The sequence below is a fragment of the Actinacidiphila yanglinensis genome (assembly GCF_900107965.1).
Classification (GTDB): domain Bacteria; phylum Actinomycetota; class Actinomycetes; order Streptomycetales; family Streptomycetaceae; genus Actinacidiphila; species Actinacidiphila yanglinensis.
Map to the genome: position 1 here is coordinate 315187 of NZ_FNVU01000003.1, position 21121 is coordinate 336307.

General features: G+C 73.0%; 17 protein-coding genes. 8 read left to right on the forward strand and 9 right to left on the reverse strand.

What is annotated here, in order from left to right:
- Positions 1–7: 7 nt before the first annotated feature.
- Positions 8–1480 (reverse strand): glycosyl hydrolase family 79 C-terminal domain-containing protein, encoded by a 1473-nt coding sequence (locus tag C4U44_RS08340; RefSeq protein WP_146088218.1) that lies wholly within the window; start codon positions 1478–1480, stop codon positions 8–10.
- Positions 1481–1569: 89 nt separating this feature from the next.
- Complete coding sequence (locus C4U44_RS08345; RefSeq protein ID WP_103885012.1) at positions 1570–2172, reverse strand: TetR/AcrR family transcriptional regulator; 603 nt, start codon at positions 2170–2172, stop codon at positions 1570–1572.
- Between the two features lie 56 nt (positions 2173–2228).
- On the opposite strand from C4U44_RS08345, the gene C4U44_RS08350 reads away from it, so the two are divergent.
- Both C4U44_RS08350 and rsgA read left to right on the forward strand, forming a co-directional pair.
- A complete protein-coding gene (locus C4U44_RS08350) occupies positions 2229–2654 on the forward strand; it encodes a VOC family protein (RefSeq protein ID WP_103885013.1) in 426 nt (141 codons plus the stop codon).
- Between the two features lie 279 nt (positions 2655–2933).
- The gene (rsgA, locus tag C4U44_RS08355) at positions 2934–4046 is read left to right on the forward strand and encodes a ribosome small subunit-dependent GTPase A (protein ID WP_103885014.1); all 1113 of its coding nucleotides are present in this window, start codon (positions 2934–2936) and stop codon (positions 4044–4046) included.
- Between the two features lie 40 nt (positions 4047–4086).
- Here rsgA and C4U44_RS43210 read toward each other — a convergent pair whose 3' ends face one another.
- Entirely contained in the window at positions 4087–4218 is a 132-nt protein-coding gene (locus C4U44_RS43210; protein WP_265737314.1) for a hypothetical protein, read from the reverse strand.
- 196 nt (positions 4219–4414) lie between these two features.
- Positions 4415–5449 carry a LacI family DNA-binding transcriptional regulator gene (locus tag C4U44_RS08360; protein ID WP_103885015.1) on the reverse strand — a complete coding sequence of 345 codons (1035 nt, stop codon included), beginning with the start codon at positions 5447–5449 and terminating at the stop codon, positions 4415–4417.
- A gap of 245 nt (positions 5450–5694) precedes the next feature.
- Between C4U44_RS08360 and C4U44_RS08365 the strand changes: the two genes are divergently transcribed.
- Entirely contained in the window at positions 5695–6093 is a 399-nt protein-coding gene (locus C4U44_RS08365; protein WP_200823175.1) for a PPOX class F420-dependent oxidoreductase, read from the forward strand.
- A gap of 151 nt (positions 6094–6244) precedes the next feature.
- Here C4U44_RS08365 and C4U44_RS08370 read toward each other — a convergent pair whose 3' ends face one another.
- Positions 6245–6730, reverse strand: coding sequence for a DUF456 domain-containing protein (locus C4U44_RS08370; protein WP_103885017.1), 486 nt, complete (start codon positions 6728–6730; stop codon positions 6245–6247).
- Positions 6731–6862: 132 nt separating this feature from the next.
- Positions 6863–7849 carry a helix-turn-helix domain-containing protein gene (locus tag C4U44_RS08375; protein WP_103885018.1) on the reverse strand — a complete coding sequence of 329 codons (987 nt, stop codon included), beginning with the start codon at positions 7847–7849 and terminating at the stop codon, positions 6863–6865.
- 261 nt (positions 7850–8110) lie between these two features.
- Between C4U44_RS08375 and C4U44_RS08380 the strand changes: the two genes are divergently transcribed.
- The gene (locus C4U44_RS08380) at positions 8111–10285 is read left to right on the forward strand and encodes a protein phosphatase 2C domain-containing protein (protein WP_103885019.1); all 2175 of its coding nucleotides are present in this window, start codon (positions 8111–8113) and stop codon (positions 10283–10285) included.
- A 28-nt stretch (positions 10286–10313) separates the two neighbouring features.
- Positions 10314–12056 carry a pyruvate dehydrogenase gene (locus C4U44_RS08385; protein WP_103885294.1) on the forward strand — a complete coding sequence of 581 codons (1743 nt, stop codon included), beginning with the start codon at positions 10314–10316 and terminating at the stop codon, positions 12054–12056.
- A gap of 51 nt (positions 12057–12107) precedes the next feature.
- On the opposite strand, the gene C4U44_RS08390 is transcribed toward C4U44_RS08385, so the two are convergent.
- Positions 12108–14936: a fascin domain-containing protein gene (locus C4U44_RS08390; protein ID WP_103885020.1), complete on the reverse strand. Its 2829-nt coding sequence runs from the start codon at positions 14934–14936 to the stop codon at positions 12108–12110.
- Positions 14937–15286: 350 nt separating this feature from the next.
- Between C4U44_RS08390 and C4U44_RS08395 the strand changes: the two genes are divergently transcribed.
- Entirely contained in the window at positions 15287–15730 is a 444-nt protein-coding gene (locus C4U44_RS08395; protein ID WP_407642805.1) for an ATP-binding protein, read from the forward strand.
- 66 nt (positions 15731–15796) lie between these two features.
- Here C4U44_RS08395 and C4U44_RS08400 read toward each other — a convergent pair whose 3' ends face one another.
- Complete coding sequence (locus tag C4U44_RS08400; protein ID WP_103885022.1) at positions 15797–16936, reverse strand: DUF2637 domain-containing protein; 1140 nt, start codon at positions 16934–16936, stop codon at positions 15797–15799.
- 180 nt (positions 16937–17116) lie between these two features.
- Complete coding sequence (locus tag C4U44_RS08405) at positions 17117–17938, reverse strand: (2Fe-2S)-binding protein (protein ID WP_103885023.1); 822 nt, start codon at positions 17936–17938, stop codon at positions 17117–17119.
- Between the two features lie 198 nt (positions 17939–18136).
- On the opposite strand from C4U44_RS08405, the gene C4U44_RS08410 reads away from it, so the two are divergent.
- Entirely contained in the window at positions 18137–18805 is a 669-nt protein-coding gene (locus C4U44_RS08410; RefSeq protein ID WP_235031914.1) for a GntR family transcriptional regulator, read from the forward strand.
- 449 nt (positions 18806–19254) lie between these two features.
- Positions 19255–21096: an asparagine synthase (glutamine-hydrolyzing) gene (gene asnB, locus C4U44_RS08415; protein WP_103885025.1), complete on the forward strand. Its 1842-nt coding sequence runs from the start codon at positions 19255–19257 to the stop codon at positions 21094–21096.
- Positions 21097–21121: the final 25 nt, after the last annotated feature.

The following is a 21121-nucleotide window of genomic DNA, read 5'->3' on the forward strand; positions in this document are numbered from 1 at the left end:
GGGCGGTTCAGCCGAACTGGATGATCGCGGCGCTGCCCGCGGACACCGTGACGGTCGCGGACCGGCCGTGCACGGCCACCGGAGTGGACCGCGGCTTTGCGAACGCGCCGTGCGCGCCGACCTGTTGGCCGCCGAGGGTGATGCCGGTCGTCGCCGACAGGCCCGCCGCGGACGAGGTGGTCAGCGCGGTGAGGTGTCCGGCGCCGAAGTCACCGCCGAGATCGAGCGTGACGGTCTTCGCGCCGTTCGCCGCCGGGTCCTGGACGTCGTCGAGCACGACGGTCAGGCGGTGGCCGTTCCGCAGCGCGTACGCGCGGACGTCCGCCGCGTCGGGGTTGTCCAGCGCGGCGAAGCGGCCGGTGCCCACGAGTTCGGTCGCGAGCATCCCGTAGTAGACCGGCTCGGCGGTCAGATCACCGGTGCCCGGGCAGAGCGGGGAGTAGGGGTCGCAGCCGGCGGCGTTGGTGCCGTCCATGAAGTCGGCGTTGACGATGCCCTGTTGCGCGATCAGCAGGTTGTAGTCCAGGGCCCACAGCGAGGAGGCGAAGGCGTCGCTCACTCCCGGAGTCCCGGCGCAGACCACGGAGTTGGTCTCGGTCATCGCGGCCGGGACGCCCAGCTGCGCGGCGGCGGCGAGCGCGGCCTGCGCGTTGGCGGTCTCGTACTGCACCGAGCCGGTGCCGAGCAGTTCGGGAATGGTCGCGACCGAGTCGCCGCAGGTGCTGGCCGGGTAGGTGTGGTCGGAGATCTCGGTGACGTCCGGGTGGCCCGCCTCCAGCCCGGCGAAGTCGCCGAGCCACGAACTGTGGTTGGTCTCGGCGTCCGGGCCGGTGATGCCCACGCCGGGCACGGCCTGCTCGATCGCGGCGGCGTCGGACTCGAAGTCGGCGTAGTACGCGGCGGGGGTGCTGTAGTAGAAGTTCGGCTCGTTGCCGATCTCGATCGCCAGCAGCGAGTCGCCGAGGATCTGCCGCGCGTACGTGGCCTCGTCCGCGGCCCTGGCCGGGTCCGGGTGCTTGAGGTTGACCGCGAGGATCATCTTCCAGCCGGCGCCCCGCACGATGGTGGCGAGGTGGCGCAGCTTGTCGGGGGTGATGGTGCCGCTGGTCGCCCAGGACGGCGCGGCCTCCCCGGTGGAGGTCCAGAAGGTGGCGTCACCGGAGTTGCCGCCGACCCGGATCACCCCGTGGGGGCCCAGCGTCCGCAGGTAGCCGGCGAAGTCCGTGTCGGCGTAGCTGTCCGACGCGACCGTGGCCGCGCCGAAGGAGAAGCCGACGAAGCCGGCGTTCAGCTGCTTGCCGAGCTGGTCCGGGTGCACCGCGATCGGCAGGGCATCCGCTGACGCACCGTCAGCGGATGCCCGGGTCGCCGCGTTGACCGGGCCGGTGCCGAGCAGCGTCGCTCCGGCGACCGCGGCGGCCACCGCGAGAGTGGTGAGGCGGGTGCGCCTGAGGCGTCGTGGAGTCAGAGAGATTGTCACGGACCCAACCTCGGGCGAGCCGTGCCCGGTGACAAGAAGTCGAACGGCAAAATCTTCAGATCAGTGACCGATGCTCATGTATGTGAACGTCAGCTCGCCGCGTCGGCGATCTCCCGCGCGGTCCGCGCCGCCCGTTCCGCGGTGGCCTCGACGGTGTCCCCGGAAACCCCGAACAGGCCCTGCCGGAGGAAGAGCGCGATCCCGTGCGCCGCGGACGCCACGCGCAGCAGCAGGTCGTAGGCCGCGTCCCGGCCGGGGGTGACGCCGCCGGCGACCGGCAGCAAAGCGGCCAGCAACTCCTCGCCGGCGGCGGCCATCCCCGGGTGCGCGGCCTTGTCCAGCCCCGCCGAGAAGGTGATGTCGAACAGGGCGCGGTCCTCCACGGCGAAGCGCACGTAGGCCGCCGCGAACGCGGCCAGCCGCTCGACCGGGTCGCCGGCGCGGGCCATGGCCGAGGTGAAGCGGGCGCGCTGCTCGCGGTAGCCGCGCTCGGCCAGTGCCGCGAGCAGGGCGTCGCGGTCGGCGAAGTGCTTGTAGGGGGCGGCGACGCTGACCCCGGCCCGGCGGCTCGCCTCGGCCAGGGTGAAGCCGTGCGGCCCGCGCTCGGCGACCAGTTCCAGCGCCGCTTCCTCCAGGGCCTGCCGGAGATTGCCGTGGTGCCGGCCGCTGGGTCGCTTGACAGGGGGAGTCACGTCCGTAAGGTTAACAGTATTCACCAGGTAAATATCATTAACCTCGGAGGTACTCCATGCGATTCCCCGACGCCCGGTTCCATCACGTCAGCCTCTCGGTGGCCGACCTGGCCGCCCTGGAACGCTGGTACGGCGCCGCCCTCGGCCTGGACCGGGTCGAGGAGCGCGTCGAACTGCCCGAGGCGGGCGTGCGGACCGCCGTCCTGTCCGACGGCCGCGGCCTGCGCGTCGAGCTGATCGAGCGCACCGGGTCCCGCCCCGTCTCCCACCCCGACCCGCTGGCAGCCGCGGCCGACCGCACCTTCGGCCACCTCGCGCTCCAGGTCCCCGACCTCGACGCGGCGTTCACCCACCTGACCGCGGACTGCGGCGCCCGGACCGTCTCGCCACCCGCCCCCGGCGCCTCCCCGGGCATGCGCTACGCCTACGTCCACGACCCCGAGGACAACCTCCTCGAACTCGTCGAGGTCCGCCACGCCTGAGCGGGCGCCCCCGCCGGATCGACTCAGGGGATCAATCCGGTGGCGGCCCCCGCGGGGGAGGCGCTACGGTGCGGGTGTTCGCAGAGCGGCGCCCCGCTGGGGTGGCCGCGTCGGTCGTGTGTGTGATCTGGGAGGTGTGACCCGATGGCTGTCTTCGTGATGGGCGTTGCCCGCATTCAGCTGTTCGTGCAGTTCACTTCCGTGGTCTCCGGCTGACCTCTCTTCTGCTTCGCCGCGCGTGGCGCGCGGCGCCGGGGCCACCCGCTTGAAGGGTTTCCCTTGTCTTTCTCTTTTCGTGACGACTCCTCGCATGCCCTGGTGCCCTTCGGCTGGGACGACGTGTGGGAGGCGGAGTTCGTGCCGTACGCCGAGCGCGGGTGGGTGCCCGGGCGGGTGGTGCGGGTGGATCGTGGGCTGTGCGACGTGTTCACGGCCGAGGGTCTGGTGCGCGCCGACACGGAGTACGTCGTGCCGAAGGACCCGATGAGCGTGGTGTGCACCGGGGACTGGGCCGCGCTGGACCCGGCCGGCCGCGACCCCCGGTTCGTACGGGAGCTGCTGCCGCGGCGCTCCCGGTTCGTGCGGTCCACCTCGTCGAAGCGCTCCGAGGGCCAGGTGCTGGCGGCGAACCTGGACCACGTGGCGGTGTGCGTCTCGCTCGCCGCCGAGCTGGACCTGGGCCGGCTGGAGCGGTTCGTGTCGCTGGCCTGGGAGAGCGGCGGCGAGCCCCTCGTGGTGCTCACCAAGGCCGACCTGGTGCCGGACACCACGCACCTGCTCGCGGACGCGGTCGCCGCCGCGCCCGGGGTGCCGGTGGTGGTGGCGAGCGCGGAGACCGGTGAAGGGCTCGACGACTTGCACGAGGTGCTCGCCGGGGGCAGCACGGTGCTGCTCGGGCAGTCCGGCGCCGGGAAGTCGACGCTCACCAACGCCCTGGCCGGAGTGTCGGTCCAGGAGGTGCAGGCCACCCGGGACGCCGACGGCAAGGGCCGGCACACCACGACCACGCGGGACATGGTGCCCCTGCCCGGCGGCGGGGTGGTCATCGACACCCCGGGGCTGCGCGGGGTCGGGCTGTGGGACGCCGAGAGCGGGCTCGGTCAGGTCTTCGCCGAGATCGAGGAGTTGGCCGGGCAGTGCCGCTTCCCGGACTGCTCGCACCGGGCCGAGCCGGACTGCGCGGTACTCGCCGCGCTGGAGGACGGCACCCTGTCGCCACGCCGCCTCGACAGCTACCGCAAGCTGCTGCGCGAGAACGCCTGGATCGCCTCGCGCACCGACCAGCGGCTGCGGGCGGAGATGCGCCGGGAGTGGAAGCAGCGCTCGGCGGCCGGCCGGGAGATGTACGAGCGCAAGCGCGGCGGAGGCGGCGGCCACCGCCGGGTCTACTGACCGGCGGCTCGCCCCCACCCGGCCCTCGCGCCGGGGCGCCTCATCCGGCGCCGCCGTCACGCCCGTGGCGGCGCCGGATCGCGATCGGACTTCCCTCGCTCCAGAAGGAACCGATGACCCCGGCGATGACGAGCGCCACGATCACGACCCCCAGAATCACGCTGTACGCCATGCCACGGCCTCCTCACCTCCGCGCGGTCTTCACCGCACCGTCACGTTCGCTGCCCGATCGTGACCTTCCCGTCGTGAAGAGGTCTCAACCTCTTTCCCAACGGGACCTTCTTGAAGCGAAGTTGGCGGGAACGGTCGATATGACGATATGCAAGGCGGTGCGGGTGCACGGGGGATGGAGCGCCCGGGTCGGGCCGTCACGCCGAGGCGCGCACCACCAGCTGCGTGCGCGTCACGATGGACGACAGCGCCGGCGCGTCCGCCCCCGCCGCGCCCGACTCGATCCGGCGCAGCAGCAGCCGCGCCATCATCCGGCCCATCTCCTCGATGTCCTGCCGGATCGTGGTCAGCGGCGGGTCGGTCCATTCGGCGACCGACACGATGTCGTCGAAGCCGACCACCGCCACGTCCTCCGGCACCCGGCACCCCCGGGTGCGCAGCAGCCGCAGCGCCCCTGAGGCCATGACGTCGGACGCCGCGAACACCCCGTCCAGGTCCGGGAAGTCGTCCAGCAGCCGGGCCATCGCCCGGGAGCCGCCGTCCGGCGTGAAGTCGCCCTCGGCGACGAGCCGCGGATCGATGTCCGGCAGCGCGTCGCGGAATCCGTCGAGCCGGTCGACGGAAGCGGTCTGGTCCAGCGGTCCGGCGATGTGCCCGATCCGGCGGCAGCCCAGGTTCAGCAGGTGCCGGACCGCGTCGCGGGCGCCGCCGCGGTTGTCGCAGTCGACGTACAGCGTGTCGCCGTCGGACCAGTCGGGGCGGCCGCCTATCACCGTCGGCACCCCGGCCCGGCGGGCCAGCGCGGGCAGCGTGTCGTCGTCGTGCAGCGAGAAGATCAGCGCGCCGTCGACGTGGCCGCCGCCCAGATAGCGGCCCACCCGCTCGTAGTCCGCGGCACCTTCGGTGAGCAGCAGCACCAACTGGTTGTCGTACAGGGTCAGTTCACGGCTGATGCCGCGCACCTGCTGGGCGAAGAACGGGTCGGCGAAAAACCGCGTCTCCGGCTCGGCCACGACCACCGCGATGGCGTCGTTCCGCCGCGTCACCAGGGCTCGGGCGGCCTGGTTCGGGACGTAGCCCAGCTCGTCGACGGCCCGTTTGACCCGCTCGGCGAGCGGCGCGCGCACCCCCTCGCTGCCGTTGACCACGCGGGAAGCGGTCGCCCTGGACACCCCGGCCCGTGCGGCCACGGCCTCCAGCGTGGGGCGGGGCGCGAAGCTGGGGTCGGACAACGGAGGGCTCCTTCGCACGCGGATAACGAAAATTTCCGGACCATTTCTCGTTGCCCACAGCGTATCGGGTCGGCGCGGCGGAATGAGAGCGCTCTCTCGGCGCGTTCCGGGTGATCCGGGGTCTCCGGCCCGGGGAATCGCCGTGCGCGGCGGCGGCCGTACCGCCGTCGCCCTAGGTCTTGGGACGGGGTCCCTTCAGCCGAGCGCCTGATGCCGCGCCGGGCATGCCGCGCGAGGATAGCGGTATGACGACCAAGAGCGCACGGACCGAACTGAACGAGGCCGAACTGGCCTATCTGCGCGCGCAGTTCCTCGGGCGGCTGGCCACGGTGGACGCGAAGGGGCGCCCGCAGGCGAACCCGGTGGGGTACTTCCTGCGGGAGGACGGCGCGGTGGACATCGGCGGCTTCGCCATGGGCACGTCGAAGAAGTGGCGCAATGTCGCCGCGAACCCGAACGTGTCCCTGGTGGTGGACGACATGTCCCGCCCCGGCGACCCCCGCACCGCCCGCGGTGTCGAGATCCGCGGCACCGCGGAGCAGGTGGAGGGTCCGCACGAGTACGGCGAGCACATGAGCCCGGAGCTGATCAGGATCCACCCGTACAAGATCATCAGCTGGGGGGTCGAGCGGCCGGTGCACTGACACCGCCGGTGCCGGAGCCGCCCGGATGCCGATCCGGGCGCACCCGGGCGCACCGTGGTACACCCGCGCACGCCCGGGCGCGCCCGCCACGAGGGGGGGCGGGTCCTGCGTCGTGCGGGGCGCGCCCCACCGGGGCACCGTGCGGCCGGGTCTAGCCGGCGGCCACCGCCCAGACCCACGCGCCCGCGACCAGCAGGCAGGCCATCAGCTCGACCAGGACCGACCAGCCGACCGTCCGCATCACCCGGCGGGTCGCCGTCCACGCGGTCCGGTGCCCGCCGCCGAGCCGCAGCCGCTCGTGGACGTAGACGGCCCCGGCGAAGCCGAGCGGCGCGCCCACCACTGGGAGCACGAAGAAGCCGGGGACCGCCACCCCGGTCGCCGTCATCACCGTGCGCCAGGTCACGCCCGAGTCGCGGATCCGCCGGGGCGGCAGCAGCCAGACCACCATCTGGGCGACCAGCAGCAGCCCGGTGGCCCCCGCGAGGACACCCCAGGTCAGCGTGGTGTGCTCCGAGGTGGCCCACCACAGCACCGCGGCCCAGCAGAGCAGGGTCCCGGGTACGCCGGGGGCCGCCACGCCGACGACACCGAGCAGCATCACCGCCCCGATCAGGATCACCTGTGCGGTCCCCATGAGAGCCACCCTGCCGGAATCCGGCCCCGTTCGCCGTTCGGCGGCGCGCCCGAGGCGGCGGTGTTACCGGATCGCGTCCGGCCACCGGGTACGAACCGGTCCGGCTCGCCCCATAGCGGACCGTGCGCCGGGTCAGGAGCCGTCGCGCGCGATCCAGCCGCGCTCGTACGCGTGCCAGCCGAGCTGGAGGCGGGTGGACACCCCGGCGATCTCCATCAGCCGCTTCACCCGCCGCTGCACCGTGCGCAGGCCGAGGTCGAGCTGCTTGGCGGTGGAGGAGTCGGTCAGGCCGGCCAGCAGCAGCGACAGGATGCGCAGATCCGTGCTGTCGGGCTGCGCCGACACGTCCTCGGAGAAGCTGCCGCCCGGGTCCGTCCGCAGCGGCATGGCCTGCCGCCACACGCCCTCGAACAGCTCCATCAGCGCCTCCAACAGGCCGCTGGCGTGCACCACGAGCGCCGCCGGCTCGGCGCGGAGGCCCAGCGGCACCATCGCCAGCTTCCGGTCGGCCACCACCAGCTTCGTCGGCACCCGGTCCACCACCCGCACCTGCTCGTTGCGGTCGAGCGCCGCGGCCACCTCGGCGAGGCCGGTCCGTCCGGTGACGACCTCCCGTTCCAGCACCACGCGGTACTCCACCCCGCGGTTCGCCGCGTCGGCCTCCGCGTCGTTGTCCGTCCCGGTGACCGCGACGGGCTGGCCGGTGACCAGGGCGCACACCTCGCGCTCGGCCCCGAACTGGAGCTGCAGGAAGCGCTGCGCCACCGCGCTCGCGCCGGTCACCACTTCGACGAGGTCGTGCGCGGCCGGCTCGGCCGCCTCGGCGCGGAACTCGGCGGCGAGCACGGTCGCGGCCAGCTCGGCCTGCTCCAACTCGTGCCGCCGGCTGGTGAGCAGCGCGGACAGCGCGACCGAGGGAGGGGCGACCACCCAGCGGCCGGGGCGCGCGGACGACTGGGCGACCAGGCCGTGCCCCTCCAACCGCCGCAGCAGCCGGGCCGCGTCCTCCTCGGACAGCCCCAACCGGTCAGCCAGCTGGCCGAGTTCGGCCGCACCGAGCGCCACCAGGGCGCGATACGCCGATTCCTGTGCTTCGTCGAGGCCGATGGCGCCGAGCAACGAGGCCCCTCCTTGGATGGGCGACGGGGGGCCGCCTGCCGCCGTCGGCGACGGCATGGCGGGAATGAGCCGCGGCGGTTTCCCGCCGTGCACATACTTTCCTCCTTCCGGACTCCTCCGCCACTGTGATCCGTCTCGCAGCGGATGTCCTGCACGGAGATCACCGGCGGACCCCGCGCGCCGGGTCGGCCCGTTCCCGCCGCGCCGGTCCCGCCCGGCGTTTCGCGTTTCCCGGTCCGCCTGGCGGTGGACAATAGGGGCATGAGCCAGCAGGGCGACGCGCGTGGGAGCCAAGAGGACGACTGGTGGCGGCAGTTGTACGACGAGGAGGTCGCCGCCGGAGCCTCGGGCGCCGGAAACGACTCCCTTGACGCGCACTTCGACTCGGCGCTGAACGCGATGACGCCACCGCCTCCGCCCCGGACGGAGACGCTGCGGCTGCGGCGGCCGACCCCGCCGCCCCCTCCGCCGTCGTGGCAGCGCCCGGCCCACTCGGCGCCCCCGCCGCCCGCGCCCCGCGACGCGCCCTCGGCGCCCTCGTCCCCGCCCGCCTGGGACCCGTGGGTGGCGGCGCCGACCTTCGCGGAGCCGGCACCCATGCCCGAGCAGCGGGAGCCCGTGCCGGAGCCGGAACCCCGATCTCGGTGGGAGCCGCAGCCGGAGGAGCCCCGGTGGGAGCCGGAAGCGGAGGAGCCCCGGTGGGAGCCTGAGCCGTTCGACGTCCAGCCGCCGGCCGTTGCGGACGAACCGCTCGCGCCTCCGGTCGAGCAGGCGCCACCCCAGCGCGTGGACGACGAGGCGCCGGTAACGGAGATCAGCGCGGCGCCGGAGCCGGAAGCAGGGGCGCGCGCGTACGCCGAACCCGTACCCGCGCCTGAGCCCGTACGGTCACCGGCACCCGAGCCCGCACCCGGACCTGAAGTCGCCGCCGACGTCCCCTTCGCCGTCGCGTACGAGGCCGAACCCGGGCCTGCGTCCGAGGCCGCGCCCGCGTCCGAGGCCGCGCCCGTGCCCGAAGCCGAGCTCGCGCCCGCCGCGGAGCCCGTGCCCGCGCCGCCCGACCCGCGTCTCACGGACGCCCACGACCCGCCGCCCGCCCGGCCCTGGGACGCGTGGGTCACCCCGCGTACCGAGGCGCCGCGGTCCCCCAACCCCGCCGAACCCACCGCGCCCGCGCCGGCCGAGGGCTGGTCGGACCTGGTCGCGCGGCAGCCGGACCCGCCGCAGGAACCGCCCGCCGCGCCCGACGTTCCCGACGCGTCTCCCGTGGAGGAAGCCGCGGCGTCCTCGGAAGCGCCCGAACCCCTCGCACCCGCCGAGGCTCCCGAACCCCCACTGGTCCCCGTGACCGAGGCGCCCCCCGACGCCGGTCCGGCCCGGACCGACGTCCCCCCGCAGGACGTATTGCCTGCTGAGGCTCCAACGCAGCTTCCCAGCCAGCAACGTGACGTACCGTCAGCCGCAGATGAGCCGGCCCCGGGCCACGCGCCCGGCGCGACCGTCTTCGCGGAGGGCGACGTGCGCTGGGCGCCGGAGCTGCCGCCGGGCTGGGTGCCCGCGGCTGAGCCCGTACAGGTCGCGGAGGACGCCGGCGCGGAGGTCGGGGTGGTGGGCGGCGGCCCGCCGACGTACGGGCCCGAGCCGACCGCGTGGCCGGAGGCGGACCCGGACGGGCTGGACGCGCTCGTCCCCGACACCGTGCTGGACGGCGCGGCGTACGGCGCGCTGACGCTGCGGACCGCGGCGGTGCGCGGCGACTCCGCCCGCTACCGCGGCCAGCCGCGCCGGGACGCGCTGCTGACCGCGCGCTTCGGCTCCGGCGACGGCGCGCTGCTGCTGGTGGCGATGGCGAGCGGGGCGCGGGGGGCCGACGACGCGCACCGGGCCGCGCAGGACGCGGTGCGGTGGATCGCGGGCGCGGTGGGCCGCAGCCGGGCGAGGCTCGCCGACGACCTGCGGGCCGCGCGCCGGGGCTCGCTGAAGTCGGGGCTGCACCGGCTGACCGACCGCTGCTACGGCAGGCTGCGCGCCCGGGGCGAGGACCTCGGGCTGGACGAGGGCGCGTACACCGCCTCGGTGCGCTGCCTGCTGCTGCCCGCCGACCCGGAGTGCCGGATCCGGCTGTTCTTCGGGGTGGGCGAGGGCGGCCTGTTCCGTGTCCGGGACGGGGCCTGGCAGGATCTCGACCTCGCACCGGACGAGGCGTCCGCGCCGTTCCGGTTCCGGGCCACCGTCGCCCAGCCGGGTGACGCGCTGCTGATGTGCAGCGCCGGACTGGCGGAACCGCTGCGGGGCGAGCCGCAGCTCGCCGCGCACCTCGCCGAGCGCTGGGGACAGGGCCGCCCGCCGGGCCTCGCGGCCTTCCTGGCGGACACCCAGACCCGGGTGAAGGGCTACGCCGACGACCGTACGGTGGTGACCGTCTGGGATGCGTGATCGCCCCATCCGTGGGGAGATGGTCACCATGGCGAAGCAGACGGTGGCGGAGCAGTTCGTCGACATCCTGGCGCGCGCGGGGGTGGAGCGCCTCTACGGGGTGGTCGGCGACAGCCTGAACCCCGTGGTGGACGCGGTGCGCCGCAGCCGTGCCGTGGAGTGGGTGCACGTGCGGCACGAGGAGACCGCCGCCTTCGCGGCGGGCGCGGAGGCCCAGCTCACCGGGCGGCTGGCGGCCTGCGCGGGCTCCTGCGGGCCGGGCAACCTGCACCTGATCAACGGGCTGTACGACGCGCACCGCTCGATGGCGCCGGTGCTGGCGCTCGCCTCGCACATCCCGAGCAGCGAGATCGGCACCACCTACTTCCAGGAGACCCACCCGGACCGGCTCTTCCAGGAGTGCAGCCACTACAGCGAACTGGTCTCCAACGCCGCCCAGATGCCCCGGGTGCTCCAGACCGCGATCCAGCACGCGGTCGGGCAGGGCGGGGTGTCCGTGATCGCGCTGCCCGGTGACATCGCCGCGCATCAGGCGCCGCAGCGCACCGAGGAGCACGCGCTGGTCACCCGGCGCCCCGCGATCCGCCCCGGCGACGCCGAGATCGACGAACTGGCCCGGCTGGTGGACCGCGCGCAGCGGGTCACCCTGTTCTGCGGCAGCGGCACGGCGGGCGCGCACGACGAGGTGATGGCCCTCGCGCAGAAGATCAAGTCCCCGGTGGGGCACGCGCTGCGCGGCAAGGAGTGGATCCAGTACGACAACCCCTTCGACGTCGGCATGAGCGGGTTGCTCGGCTACGGCGCCGCGTACGAGGCGATGCACGAGTGCGACCTGCTGATCCTGCTGGGCACCGACTTCCCGTACAACGCCTTCCTGCCGGACGACGTGACCCTCGTCCAGGTCGACGTGCGGCCCGAGCACCTGGGGCGGCGATCGAAGCTGGACCTCGCGGTGTGGGGCGACGCGGGGGAGACGCTGCGCTGCCTGATCCCGAAGGTGCGGGAGAAGGAGGACCGCAAGTTCCTGGACCGGATGCTGAAGAAGCACAGCGACGCGCTGGAGGGTGTCGTCAAGGCCTACACCCGCAAGGTGGACCGGCACGTGCCGATCCACCCGGAGTACGTGGCGTCGGTGCTGGACGAACTGGCCGACGACGACGCGGTGTTCACCGTCGACACCGGCATGTGCAACGTGTGGGCGGCGCGCTATCTGACGCCCAACGGGCGGCGGCGGGTGATCGGGTCGTTCTCGCACGGCTCGATGGCGAACGCGCTGCCGCAGGCGATCGGCGCGCAGTTCCTCGACCGCCGGCGGCAGGTGGTGTCGATGTCCGGCGACGGCGGATTCAGCATGCTGATGGGCGACTTCCTCACCCTCGTGCAGTACGACCTGCCGGTGAAGGTGGTGCTGTTCAACAACTCCTCCCTCGGCATGGTGGAGTTGGAGATGATGGTCGAGGGACTGCCCGCCTACGGCACCACGAACCACAATCCGGACTTCGCCGCCATCGCGCAGGCGGCGGGCGCCTACGGGGTGCGGGTGGAGAAGCCGAAGGACCTGCCCAAGGCGCTCAAGGACGCGTTCCGGCACAAGGGGCCCGCGCTGGTCGACGTGGTGACGGACCCGCACGCGTTGTCCATCCCGCCGAAGGTCACCGGCGAGCAGATCGGCGGCTTCGCGCTGTCGATGGGCCGCACCGTACTGGACGGAGGGGTCGGCAAGATGGTCCAGCTCGCCCGCTCCAACCTGCGCAACGTGCCGCGCCCGTGAGGAAGTTCGCGGGCGCGGCACGGGATGTCCTGCCCCCGGAAGGGGCGTTGCTCAGTCGTTGATCAGGTCGAACTCCTCCCACGGGCCGATCGAAGTGCGGTTGGCGATCAGCGCCGACGCGCCGGCGTCCTCTGCGGTCACGTAGTCGCCGTTGATCCGGGCCTTGAGGCTGACGCTGCCGTCGCCGTTGTGGACGAGCTGGAACTGTTCCCAGGTGCCGACGGAGTCCACCTTCGCCAGCAGCGGCGAGGCACCGGCGTCGTCGGCGGTGACGTACTTGCCGTTGGCGTGGGCTCGCAGCGCGACATAGCCGCCGCCCTCGTCCACCAGGTCGAACTGCTCCCAGGGGCCGATCGCGGTGCGGTTGGCGATCAGCGGCGAGGCGCCGGCGTCGTCCGCGGTGACGTAGTCGCCGTTGGCGTGGGCCTTCAGGGAGATCACCGAGCCGTCACCGGGGGTGGTGGCGCCGGCGGTGTCCAGGCCGATCTGCACGTTGCCCAGGTGCTTCGCGGCCGTCGCGGGCGTACCCGAGACCTGTGCGTAGGGCAGGGACGTGGTGGGGGAGCCCACCTCCTCGACCAGGTAGGACTGGCCGGAGGTGACCGGCACGCTGATCGTGCTCGCCGTGGTCGAGGGGACGACCACCGCGTTGCTGGAGCTGTTGACCACCTGGACGGCCTGGCCCGGCCACGGGCTGCGGACCTTCATGGTGCGCGACGAGCCGGCCTGGATGGCGACCGTGACCGGGGTGCCGTTCTGCACCTGGACGTCGACCTTGGTGCTGCCCTGCACCGACACGGTGCCGCTGACGTCCCAGCCGCTCGGCCAGGCCGGCGCGATCCGCAGGGTGCCGTCGTAGTCCTGCACCAGGGCCTCGTCCAGCGCGGTGGCCACGCCGGAGACCTGCTCGATGTAGCCCTCGGTGCCGACGGTGCTGCCCAGGTCGGACAGGCCGTTGATGTACACCTGGTGGCTCTCGGTGATGGACACCAGCCGCGCGGCGACCTCGCTGGACAGCCCCAGCCGGGCCGCGTCGATCGCGTCCATGCTCCAGTCGTTGCCGCCGGTGAACTGCCGGTGGTTGTAGCTGCGCACCGCCAGGTCGTGCAGCGTGCCGGGATCGTCGGTGATCAGGTCGTACGGCCACACCGGCTCCAGGTCGATGTTCTCGCCGTTCCTGATCTGCGCGGTCGGCTGGTAGGAGTACGCGATGACGTCGTTGTTCGAGGCGTCGGCGGAGGGCGCGAGCACCTGGGTGCGGCCGTAGTCGGTCCGCGCCCAGGCCGGTATCTGGCCCTCGGCGGTCGTCAGTTGGGACTGGAGCGAGGTGTCGGTGCCCAGCAGCTGCGCGGCCTGCACCACCACCGGGAACAGCGCGGCGTCCGCGGCGAGGTCCGTGGTCGGGTCCTGCACGGCCCACTGCGTCTCGTGCGCGTTGGCGACCGCGTGCAGCTTCCCGTCCGAGCCGACCTTCTGGTACGCCAGCAGGAAGGTCGCCGAGTCCTTCATCAACGGGTAGTACGTCCGCAGGAAGTTGAGGTCGCCGGTGTCCTGGTACTGCTGCCAGACGTAGAGGCTGATCTCCGCGCCCGAGGTGATGTCGAGCGCGTTCCAGTTGGGGCTGCCGGGCTCGCTGCAGGCCGCGTTGGCGCCCGCACCCGGGTCGCCGCCGTTGCCGTTGAACCGCATCACCTCGGGTACGCAGGCGCCGGGCAGGCCGCCCATCTGCTGCTTCGTCCATGCCTCGATGGCGCTGAGGTTGTTCTGGTACAGGTTGAAGATCGGCGTGTTGAGGGCGAAGTTGCCGGTGCTCATGTTCGCCGAGATCTGGGTGCGCAGGTTCCACAGCCAGGTCGCCGACGGGGTCCACGCCTGCTGGTCCTGGCCGAAGTTGAACATGTCGGCCACGCCGGCCTGGCTGCCCGGGATGGTGCCGCGCATCGACGCGGCCTCCATGAACAGGTAGATGGTGCGCAGGGACTCCATGTACTGGGCCTGGCCGTCGGAGGAGTTCGCCTCCAGCAGTCCGCTGTTCGCCCAGTAACCGGCCCACCAGGACTGCTGCGAGGACAGCAGCGACGACTCCGTGGCGGTGGCGTCGGAGCCGAGCAGGGCCGAGGCGGTGCTCGCCGCGTTCCCCCCGGTCCAGGTCGGCGCGCCGACGATCACCCGGTACGAACCGTCGGTGTTCGGGGTGAAGTTCACCTTCACCTGGGTGCTGCTGACGACCTGGGTGGAGACGTTGCGGCCGCCGGCCGACAGCGCGGCGAGCGAGCCGAAGGTGCGGCCGGAGTTGCCCGCCTCCTGGTTGTCCACCCAGGTCTCGGCGAGCGTGCCGATCGCACCGGACGCGGCGGCCTGCGGGCTGCGGCCGGACCAGAGGCCGACCGTCGCGGACTGGGCCGTGCCGGGATCCGCGCCGGTGACGTCCACGACGAGTTCGTCCTTCGTCGCCGACACCCATGCCTTGAGGGTCATGCCCCCGCCGGACTCGCTGAGCACCCCGGTGTAGAGGTCGAGGGTGCCCTTGAAGTCGGAGGCGCCGGTGAGCTTCGACAGGCCCGGGATCTGCACCTGCCCGGGGGACTTGCGGCCCGGCAGGGTGTCGGCCCGGTTGAGCTGGGCGGTGAATCCGTTGGCGGCCCACGCGGCCACGCCCAGCGACCCGTTGCCGAGCGGCAGCGACTGGGCGCCTTGGGTGTTGGGCGCGCCGAGCACGATGTCCGAGCGGCGGACGACGTTCGGGGTGTCGAGGTGGAAACTCCCGTTCTGCCACGCGGTGGTGGCGCTCGCGGCGGCGGCGGGCGGCGCGGCGGCGACGGGGACGAGGAGGCCGGCCGTGAGGAGCGCGGCGGCGACCAGAGCGGGTGGTCGGATCATTCTGCTCATTCGGCGAAGTCCGAATGCGCGGTGCTGTGAGTGCACGGCCCCTCCCGAGGGCAGCGGAACAGACGACACAAGCGGCGCAACATCCGTGAAACACAGGGGATGAGTGCGCCACACAGTGGCGGGCGGGTCCGGGGGTGTCAAGAGTTCCACCGAGTAGACATCGGAGGTATGGCGAAATCTGATGGCACGTCGGGGACCTGTCAAGCCATCGGATGAGTGGACGCATCCGGGGTGGGCATGCCTATCGACAGGGGATACGGACCTGGTTGAACGGGGGAAGCAGGACGAATATCACGGGGTACCGGTTGCGGCGCGCGGTACGGCGGGCGGATCTGCCCGCGGTGGCCGAGACTCGCAGGATCCTTCGGGACAGCCTGCGGGAGTGGGGCGTGGCCGCACTGGTGGACACAACGGAGCTACTGGCCACCGAACTTCTCACCAACGCACTCCAGCACACCGGCGGCGGAGCGGTGTTGACCGCGACGCTCTCGCCCGGCGTGTTCCCGGAGGTAAGGACGCGTGCGGTCGTGGGCGCGGAACCCGGGCCGGACCCGGCACCGGGTCCCGGCAGGCTCGGGCCGCGGCTGCGGGTCGAGGTCGTCGACACCCTCGCCCGCCGCCCCACGCCGCGCCTGCCGCGGCACGGCGCCGGACCGGCCGACGACTACGGCACGTCGGGCCGCGGGCTGCTGCTGGTCGACGCGCTGGCCGACGACTGGGGCGTGCAGCCGTGTGCCGCCGGGGGAAAGGCGGTGTGGTTCGAACTCAACGCGGAAGCGGCGTGACCCCGGGCGGACCTGCGTCGCCCGGCGATCACGCCGCCGCACCGTTTCTGCTGCTCGGTCTCCTGCTCAGCCGAACTGGCGCTCCAGGTCCTCGAGCTTGCGCTCCAGGGAGTCCAGCCGGGGAAGCGTCAGCGTGTCGTCCTCGGCGATCAGGTCGATCGTCGGGCGCGACGCGGACTCGGTCGCCGGCGACCCGGGGTCGGAACCGGTCCTGGTGGCGAACGGGTCGCGCGCGGAGCCGGTGGACGGCGCCTCCTCGCGGACCGGCTGCAGCGCGGGGCGCGCCCGCACCGGCAGCTCGCCGGACGGCAGTTCGGCCGAGGCGGATATCGCGGGCTCCGAAGCGGCCTGGCCGCCGCCCGGCGCCCCGGTCGGGGGCAGTTCCACCTGGCGGCCACCCCGGCCGCCGCGCGGCCACGGCCGCCCCTGACGGGTGAGGGCCTTGATCTTCGCCCGCTCCATCCGGTCGTGGTCGCGGCGCCGCAGGTCGTTCTGCTCGCGCTGCCGCTTGTCCTCGCGGACCTCCTCGACCGCCTCGTCCAGCGACCGCACGCCCTCCAGCAGCATCAACGACCAGGCGCCGTAGGTTTCGCGCGGGGCGCGCAGCCACCGCACCATCCGGATCTGCGGCAACGGCCGCGGCACCAGGCCCTGTTCGCGCAGCGCCGCCCGGCGGGTCTGCTTGAGCGCGCGGTCGAAGAGCACCGCGGCCGACAGCGACATGCCCGCGAAGAACTGCGGGGCGCCGGCGTGCTCCACACCGCGCGGCGCGTGCACCCAGTTGAACCAGGCCGCCGCCCCGGCGAACAGCCAGACCAGCATGCGCGAGCCGAGCGCGGCGTCACCGTGGCTGGCCTCGCGGACGGCCAGCACCGAGCAGAACATCGCCGCCCCGTCCAGGCCGAACGGCACGAGGTACTCCCAGCCGTTGCCCAGGCCGAGGTTCTGCCGACCGAAGCCGACCAGGCCGTGGAACGACAGCGCGGCGGCCACCGCGGCGCAGCAGAACAGCAGCACGTACGAGGCGCTGCCGTAGACCGCTTCCTTGCGCCGCCGCCGCTCCTCGCTGCGCTCCCAGGAATCGGTCTGGGCGGTGCTGTCGCCGGACGTGCGGCGGTTGCGGAAGACGAAGACGCAAGCCGCGAGGACGATCAGGCCGATGCCGGCCGAGATCATCCAGTCCAGCGATATGTCGGTGATTCTCATATGCGATTCCTCGTGTCGCTTCCGTCGCGCTCGGGTCGTGGGGACTGCTTACGACCGCCATCATCGTGCAGAGCGTTGGTGGGTGCAGACGTTACGGCACAAGAGCACGCTTACGGGTTCCGAGGTGCTCGAACTCGCGTGCCAGAACGGCTGAGTTGAGCGTGATCGTAGCGCGGTCGGTCACGCCGCGGACGCGCGGCGGTCGATCCGGTCCGGTACCCGCCGCCGGGGGCAGGTGGTGCAGGTGTCGGTGGGACTGATGGTGTAGTAAAGACAGCAGGTGAGACGCGTGCGCGACGGCGCCGCGCCGTCCGTATCACATGACGGTCCGTCAGAATGCGTAGTCCGGCGGAAGCCCGCACCGCCCGCGAACGGGGGCGTGCGGCCCGGCAGGAGGGCGGCCAGCTCGGTCCTCGCGCGCTCCTCCTGGTCGAACAACCGGCCGACGTACCAGAGCCCTTCGGTGATCTCGTCGGTGACCATGCCCCACAGCGCGTGCCGCCCGCGCCGCAGCAGCGGACCGAAGCCGGCGAGCACCGGCGCGGCGTGCTCGGCCACGGCGGCCCGCAGTTCGTCGCGCAGCGCGGCCGGGTGCGGCAGCGACCGCGCGCCCGGCAGGGTCGCGGCCGGATCGTCCGGCAGGCACCCGAACGACCGGGTGCGCACCGTCACCTGCCCGGTGGCCGGGTGGAAGGCCACGTCGTCGACCGGCAGCCGCGGCACCCGGCCGTGCAGGAACCACGGCACCGTGAAGAGCAGGCACGCCGGCCACAGGTACCGGTGCAGGGCGAGGGTCGCCGCCACGTCCGGTCGCGGCGGGCGGCCCCTGTCCCCGGTCAGCTCGGCCGTGGTGTTCGTCACGTACGCCGCCAGCGCCGCGCCGCCCTCCGCCAGATCGCGCGCGCCGATCCAGCCCGTGCCGGACGGCGGGGGAGCGGTGGTGACGCGCAGATCCGGGAAGACCGCGGACAGCCGGGCGTACGAAGCGCTGGTCGCAAGCATGGTAAGGCTTACCTTAGCGGCACGGATGAGGGTTTACGCTGACCGCTGTACGCCGAACGGGTGAGCGTGTCGGGAGGCCGGCGCGCGTCCCGGTCGGCGGAGGCCCGAGGTGGACCCGGACGCGGCGGTGGACGCACGTCCGGAAGGGCCACCGGGTCGGCGGTGGACCGGGACAGTTGTGGAGAGGGGCAGGACACGGTGGAGCGAGCCGCGCCCACGGAGCCGCCCGCGCGCCTGCCGGAGCGGCTGTCCGTACGGGACCAGGTGCTCGACGCGCTGCGCGCCGCGATCGTCTCCGGGCGGCTCGCGCCGGGCACCGTGCACTCCGCCCCGGCGCTCGCCGAGCGGTACCGCGTCTCCGCCACCCCGGTCCGCGAGGCGATGCAACTCCTCGCCCGCGAGGGCGCCGTGGAGGTGCTGCCCAACCGCGGTTTCCGGATCGCCGAGCACACCGCGCGCGACCTCGCCGAACTGGCGGAGGTGCGAGCCCTGTTGGAGGCCCCGGTGGTCCTGGGGCTCACCCGCAGCGTGCCCGCCGCCCGCTGGGAGCGGCTGCGGCCGCTGGCCGACGAGTCGCTGGTGGCCGCCGTCGGCGGCGACCGCGCCGCCTACGCCGAGGCCGACCGCGCCTTCCACCGCGCCGTCCTCGACCTCTCCGGGAACCTCCATCTGGTCGCCGTCGCCGACGAGTTGCACCGGCGGGCGCAGTGGCCCGCGAGCGCCGCGCAGCGCAAGGGCGGTGCCGCGGGCGCGGGGCTCGTCGCCGACGCCACCGAGCACTGCGTGCTGCTGGACGCGATCGCCTCGGGCGAGGAGGCGGCCGTCGTCGACGTCGTGCGCCGCCATTTCGCCGCCGGGCGCCCCTGACACCGCTGCCGGCCCGACCCCGCTCGACGCGTGCCCTGTCCGCCGCGCCGGGGATGCCCGCGGCGACGTACCGGCAGGGATTCGGCCGTTTGCCGGGCGGTCCCGGCGGCGCGAGTGGCCCGTCCGCGCCGGCCCCGTCCTGGCCCGGGCGCCGGGACGGTGTATACGAACCGCGCCGTGGAACGCATTCCTCCGCTTTTCGGGCCCGGGTGCGCCAAGGGGTCGCAAAGTCATGACCATGCCCTCGACGGAGGGTCATCGATCCGCGGCCGACGAGGCGTTCATGCAGGCCACTCGCATGATGACCAGAAGTTGCCTCTTACACCCGCCTCCGGCCGGGTCCCCGTTGACGAGCGTCCGGCGGCGGGCCGACCATCCGTTTAGGTGCTCAATACACATGAATTCGTGTTGCGGGCGCATTGCGATGCGCGAGTGGACGGAGAAGACGCATGTGCGGAATCACCGGATGGATCTCCTACCAGCGTGACCTGGCGACGCAGCGGCCCGTCGTCGACGCGATGACCGAGACCATGTCCTGCCGCGGGCCCGACGACCGGGGCACGTGGATCAGCGGACCGGCCGCGCTCGGCCACCGCCGGCTCGCCATCATCGACCTGCCCGGCGGCCGCCAGCCGATGAGTATCGACGCCGAGGGCGGCACGGTCGCCATGGTCTACTCCGGGGAGACCTACAACTTCACCGAGTTGCGCGCCGAACTGGTCGGCCGCGGGCACCACTTCACCACCGACTCGGACACGGAGGTGGTGCTGCGCGGCTACCTGGAGTGGGGCGAGGACGTCGCGACACGGCTCAACGGGATGTACGCCTTCGCGATCTGGGACGACCGCGTGAGCAGGCTCGTGATGATCCGGGACCGGATGGGCATCAAGCCCTTCTACTACCAACCGACCGCCGACGGCGTGCTGTTCGGCTCCGAGCCCAAGGCGATCCTGGCCAACCCGCTGGCGGAGCGGACGGTGTCCCTCGACGGCATGCGGGAACTGCTGGTCCTGGTCAAGACCCCCGGGCACGCCTTCTGGGACAACATGCGCGAGGTGGAGCCGGGGACGGTGGTGACCGTCGACCGCGGCGGCGTCCGCGCCCGCCCGTACTGGTCGCTGGAGACCCGGCCGCACACCGACGACCGGCAGGCCACGATCGCGCACGTCCGTACCCTGCTGGAGGACATCGTGCGCCGGCAGCTCGTCGCCGACGTGCCGCGCTGCACGCTGCTGTCCGGCGGCCTGGACTCGTCCGCGATGACCGCGCTGGCCGCCCGCCGGCTCGGCGAGTCGGGGGAGACCGTACGCAGCTTCGCGGTGGACTTCGTCGGGCAGGCGGAGAACTTCGTCGCCGACGAGCTGCGGCTCACCCCCGACACCCCGTACGTGCACGACGTGGCCCGCACCTCAGGCACCGAGCACCAGGACATCGTGCTCGACTCCGACCAGCTCGCCGACCCCGCCGTCCGCTCCCAGGTGATCCGCGCCAGGGACGTGCCCGCGGGCTTCGGCGACCTGGACGCCTCGCTCTACCTGCTGTTCAAGGCGATCCGCGAGCACTCCACGGTGGCGCTGTCGGGGGAGTCCGCCGACGAGGTCTTCGGCGGCTACCTCCAGTTCTTCGACCCCGACGCCCGCGCGTGCACCACGTTCCCCTGGCTGACCAGCTTCGCGCGGCACTTCGGGGACGACGAGAGCGTCCTCACCGAGGAGTTCGCCCGCAGCCTCGACCTGGACGGCTACGTGCGGGACACCTACGCCACGGCCTCCGCCGAGGTGCAACGGCTGCCGGGCGAGAGCGACTTCGAGTTCCGGATGCGCACCCTCTGCTACCTGCACCTGACCCGTTTCGTGCGGGTGCTGCTCGACCGCAAGGACCGCGCCAGCATGGCGGTCGGCCTGGAGGTGCGGGTGCCGTTCTGCGACCACCGCCTGGTGGAGTACGTCTACAACGCCCCCTGGGCCCTGAAGTCCTTCGACGGCCGTGAGAAGAGCCTGCTGCGCGAGGCGACCGCGGACGTGCTGCCGCGCTCGGTCTACGACCGGGTGAAGAGCCCGTACCCCTCCACCCAGGACCCGGCCTACGCGGTCGCCCTCCAGGGCCACGTCAAGGAGGTGCTGTCCCGGCCGGGCCACCCGGTGTTCGACCTCATCAGCCGCAAGCGGATGGAGCAGCTGGTCCGGATCGACACCCCGCAGATCATGCAGGCGTCGCGCCGCGGCCTGGAGCGGACCCTCGACCTGGCGCTGTGGCTCGACATGTACAAGCCGACGCTGAAGCTGGCCTGACGCGCACCGGGCCCGGGAGAGGGGG

Coding starts and splice junctions, on each gene's coding strand:
- C4U44_RS08350 (WP_103885013.1), top strand. CDS start 2,229: ATGCGATTCCCCGACGCCCGGTTCCATCACGTCAGCCTCTCGGTGGCC.
- C4U44_RS43210 (WP_265737314.1), bottom strand. CDS start 4,218: ATGGCGTACAGCGTGATTCTGGGGGTCGTGATCGTGGCGCTCGTCATC.
- C4U44_RS08365 (WP_200823175.1), top strand. CDS start 5,695: ATGACGACCAAGAGCGCACGGACCGAACTGAACGAGGCCGAACTGGCC.
- C4U44_RS08370 (WP_103885017.1), bottom strand. CDS start 6,730: ATGGGGACCGCACAGGTGATCCTGATCGGGGCGGTGATGCTGCTCGGT.
- C4U44_RS08380 (WP_103885019.1), top strand. CDS start 8,111: ATGAGCCAGCAGGGCGACGCGCGTGGGAGCCAAGAGGACGACTGGTGG.
- C4U44_RS08385 (WP_103885294.1), top strand. CDS start 10,314: ATGGCGAAGCAGACGGTGGCGGAGCAGTTCGTCGACATCCTGGCGCGC.
- C4U44_RS08390 (WP_103885020.1), bottom strand. CDS start 14,936: ATGATCCGACCACCCGCTCTGGTCGCCGCCGCGCTCCTCACGGCCGGC.
- C4U44_RS08400 (WP_103885022.1), bottom strand. CDS start 16,936: ATGAGAATCACCGACATATCGCTGGACTGGATGATCTCGGCCGGCATC.
- C4U44_RS08405 (WP_103885023.1), bottom strand. CDS start 17,938: ATGCTTGCGACCAGCGCTTCGTACGCCCGGCTGTCCGCGGTCTTCCCG.
- asnB (WP_103885025.1), top strand. CDS start 19,255: ATGTGCGGAATCACCGGATGGATCTCCTACCAGCGTGACCTGGCGACG.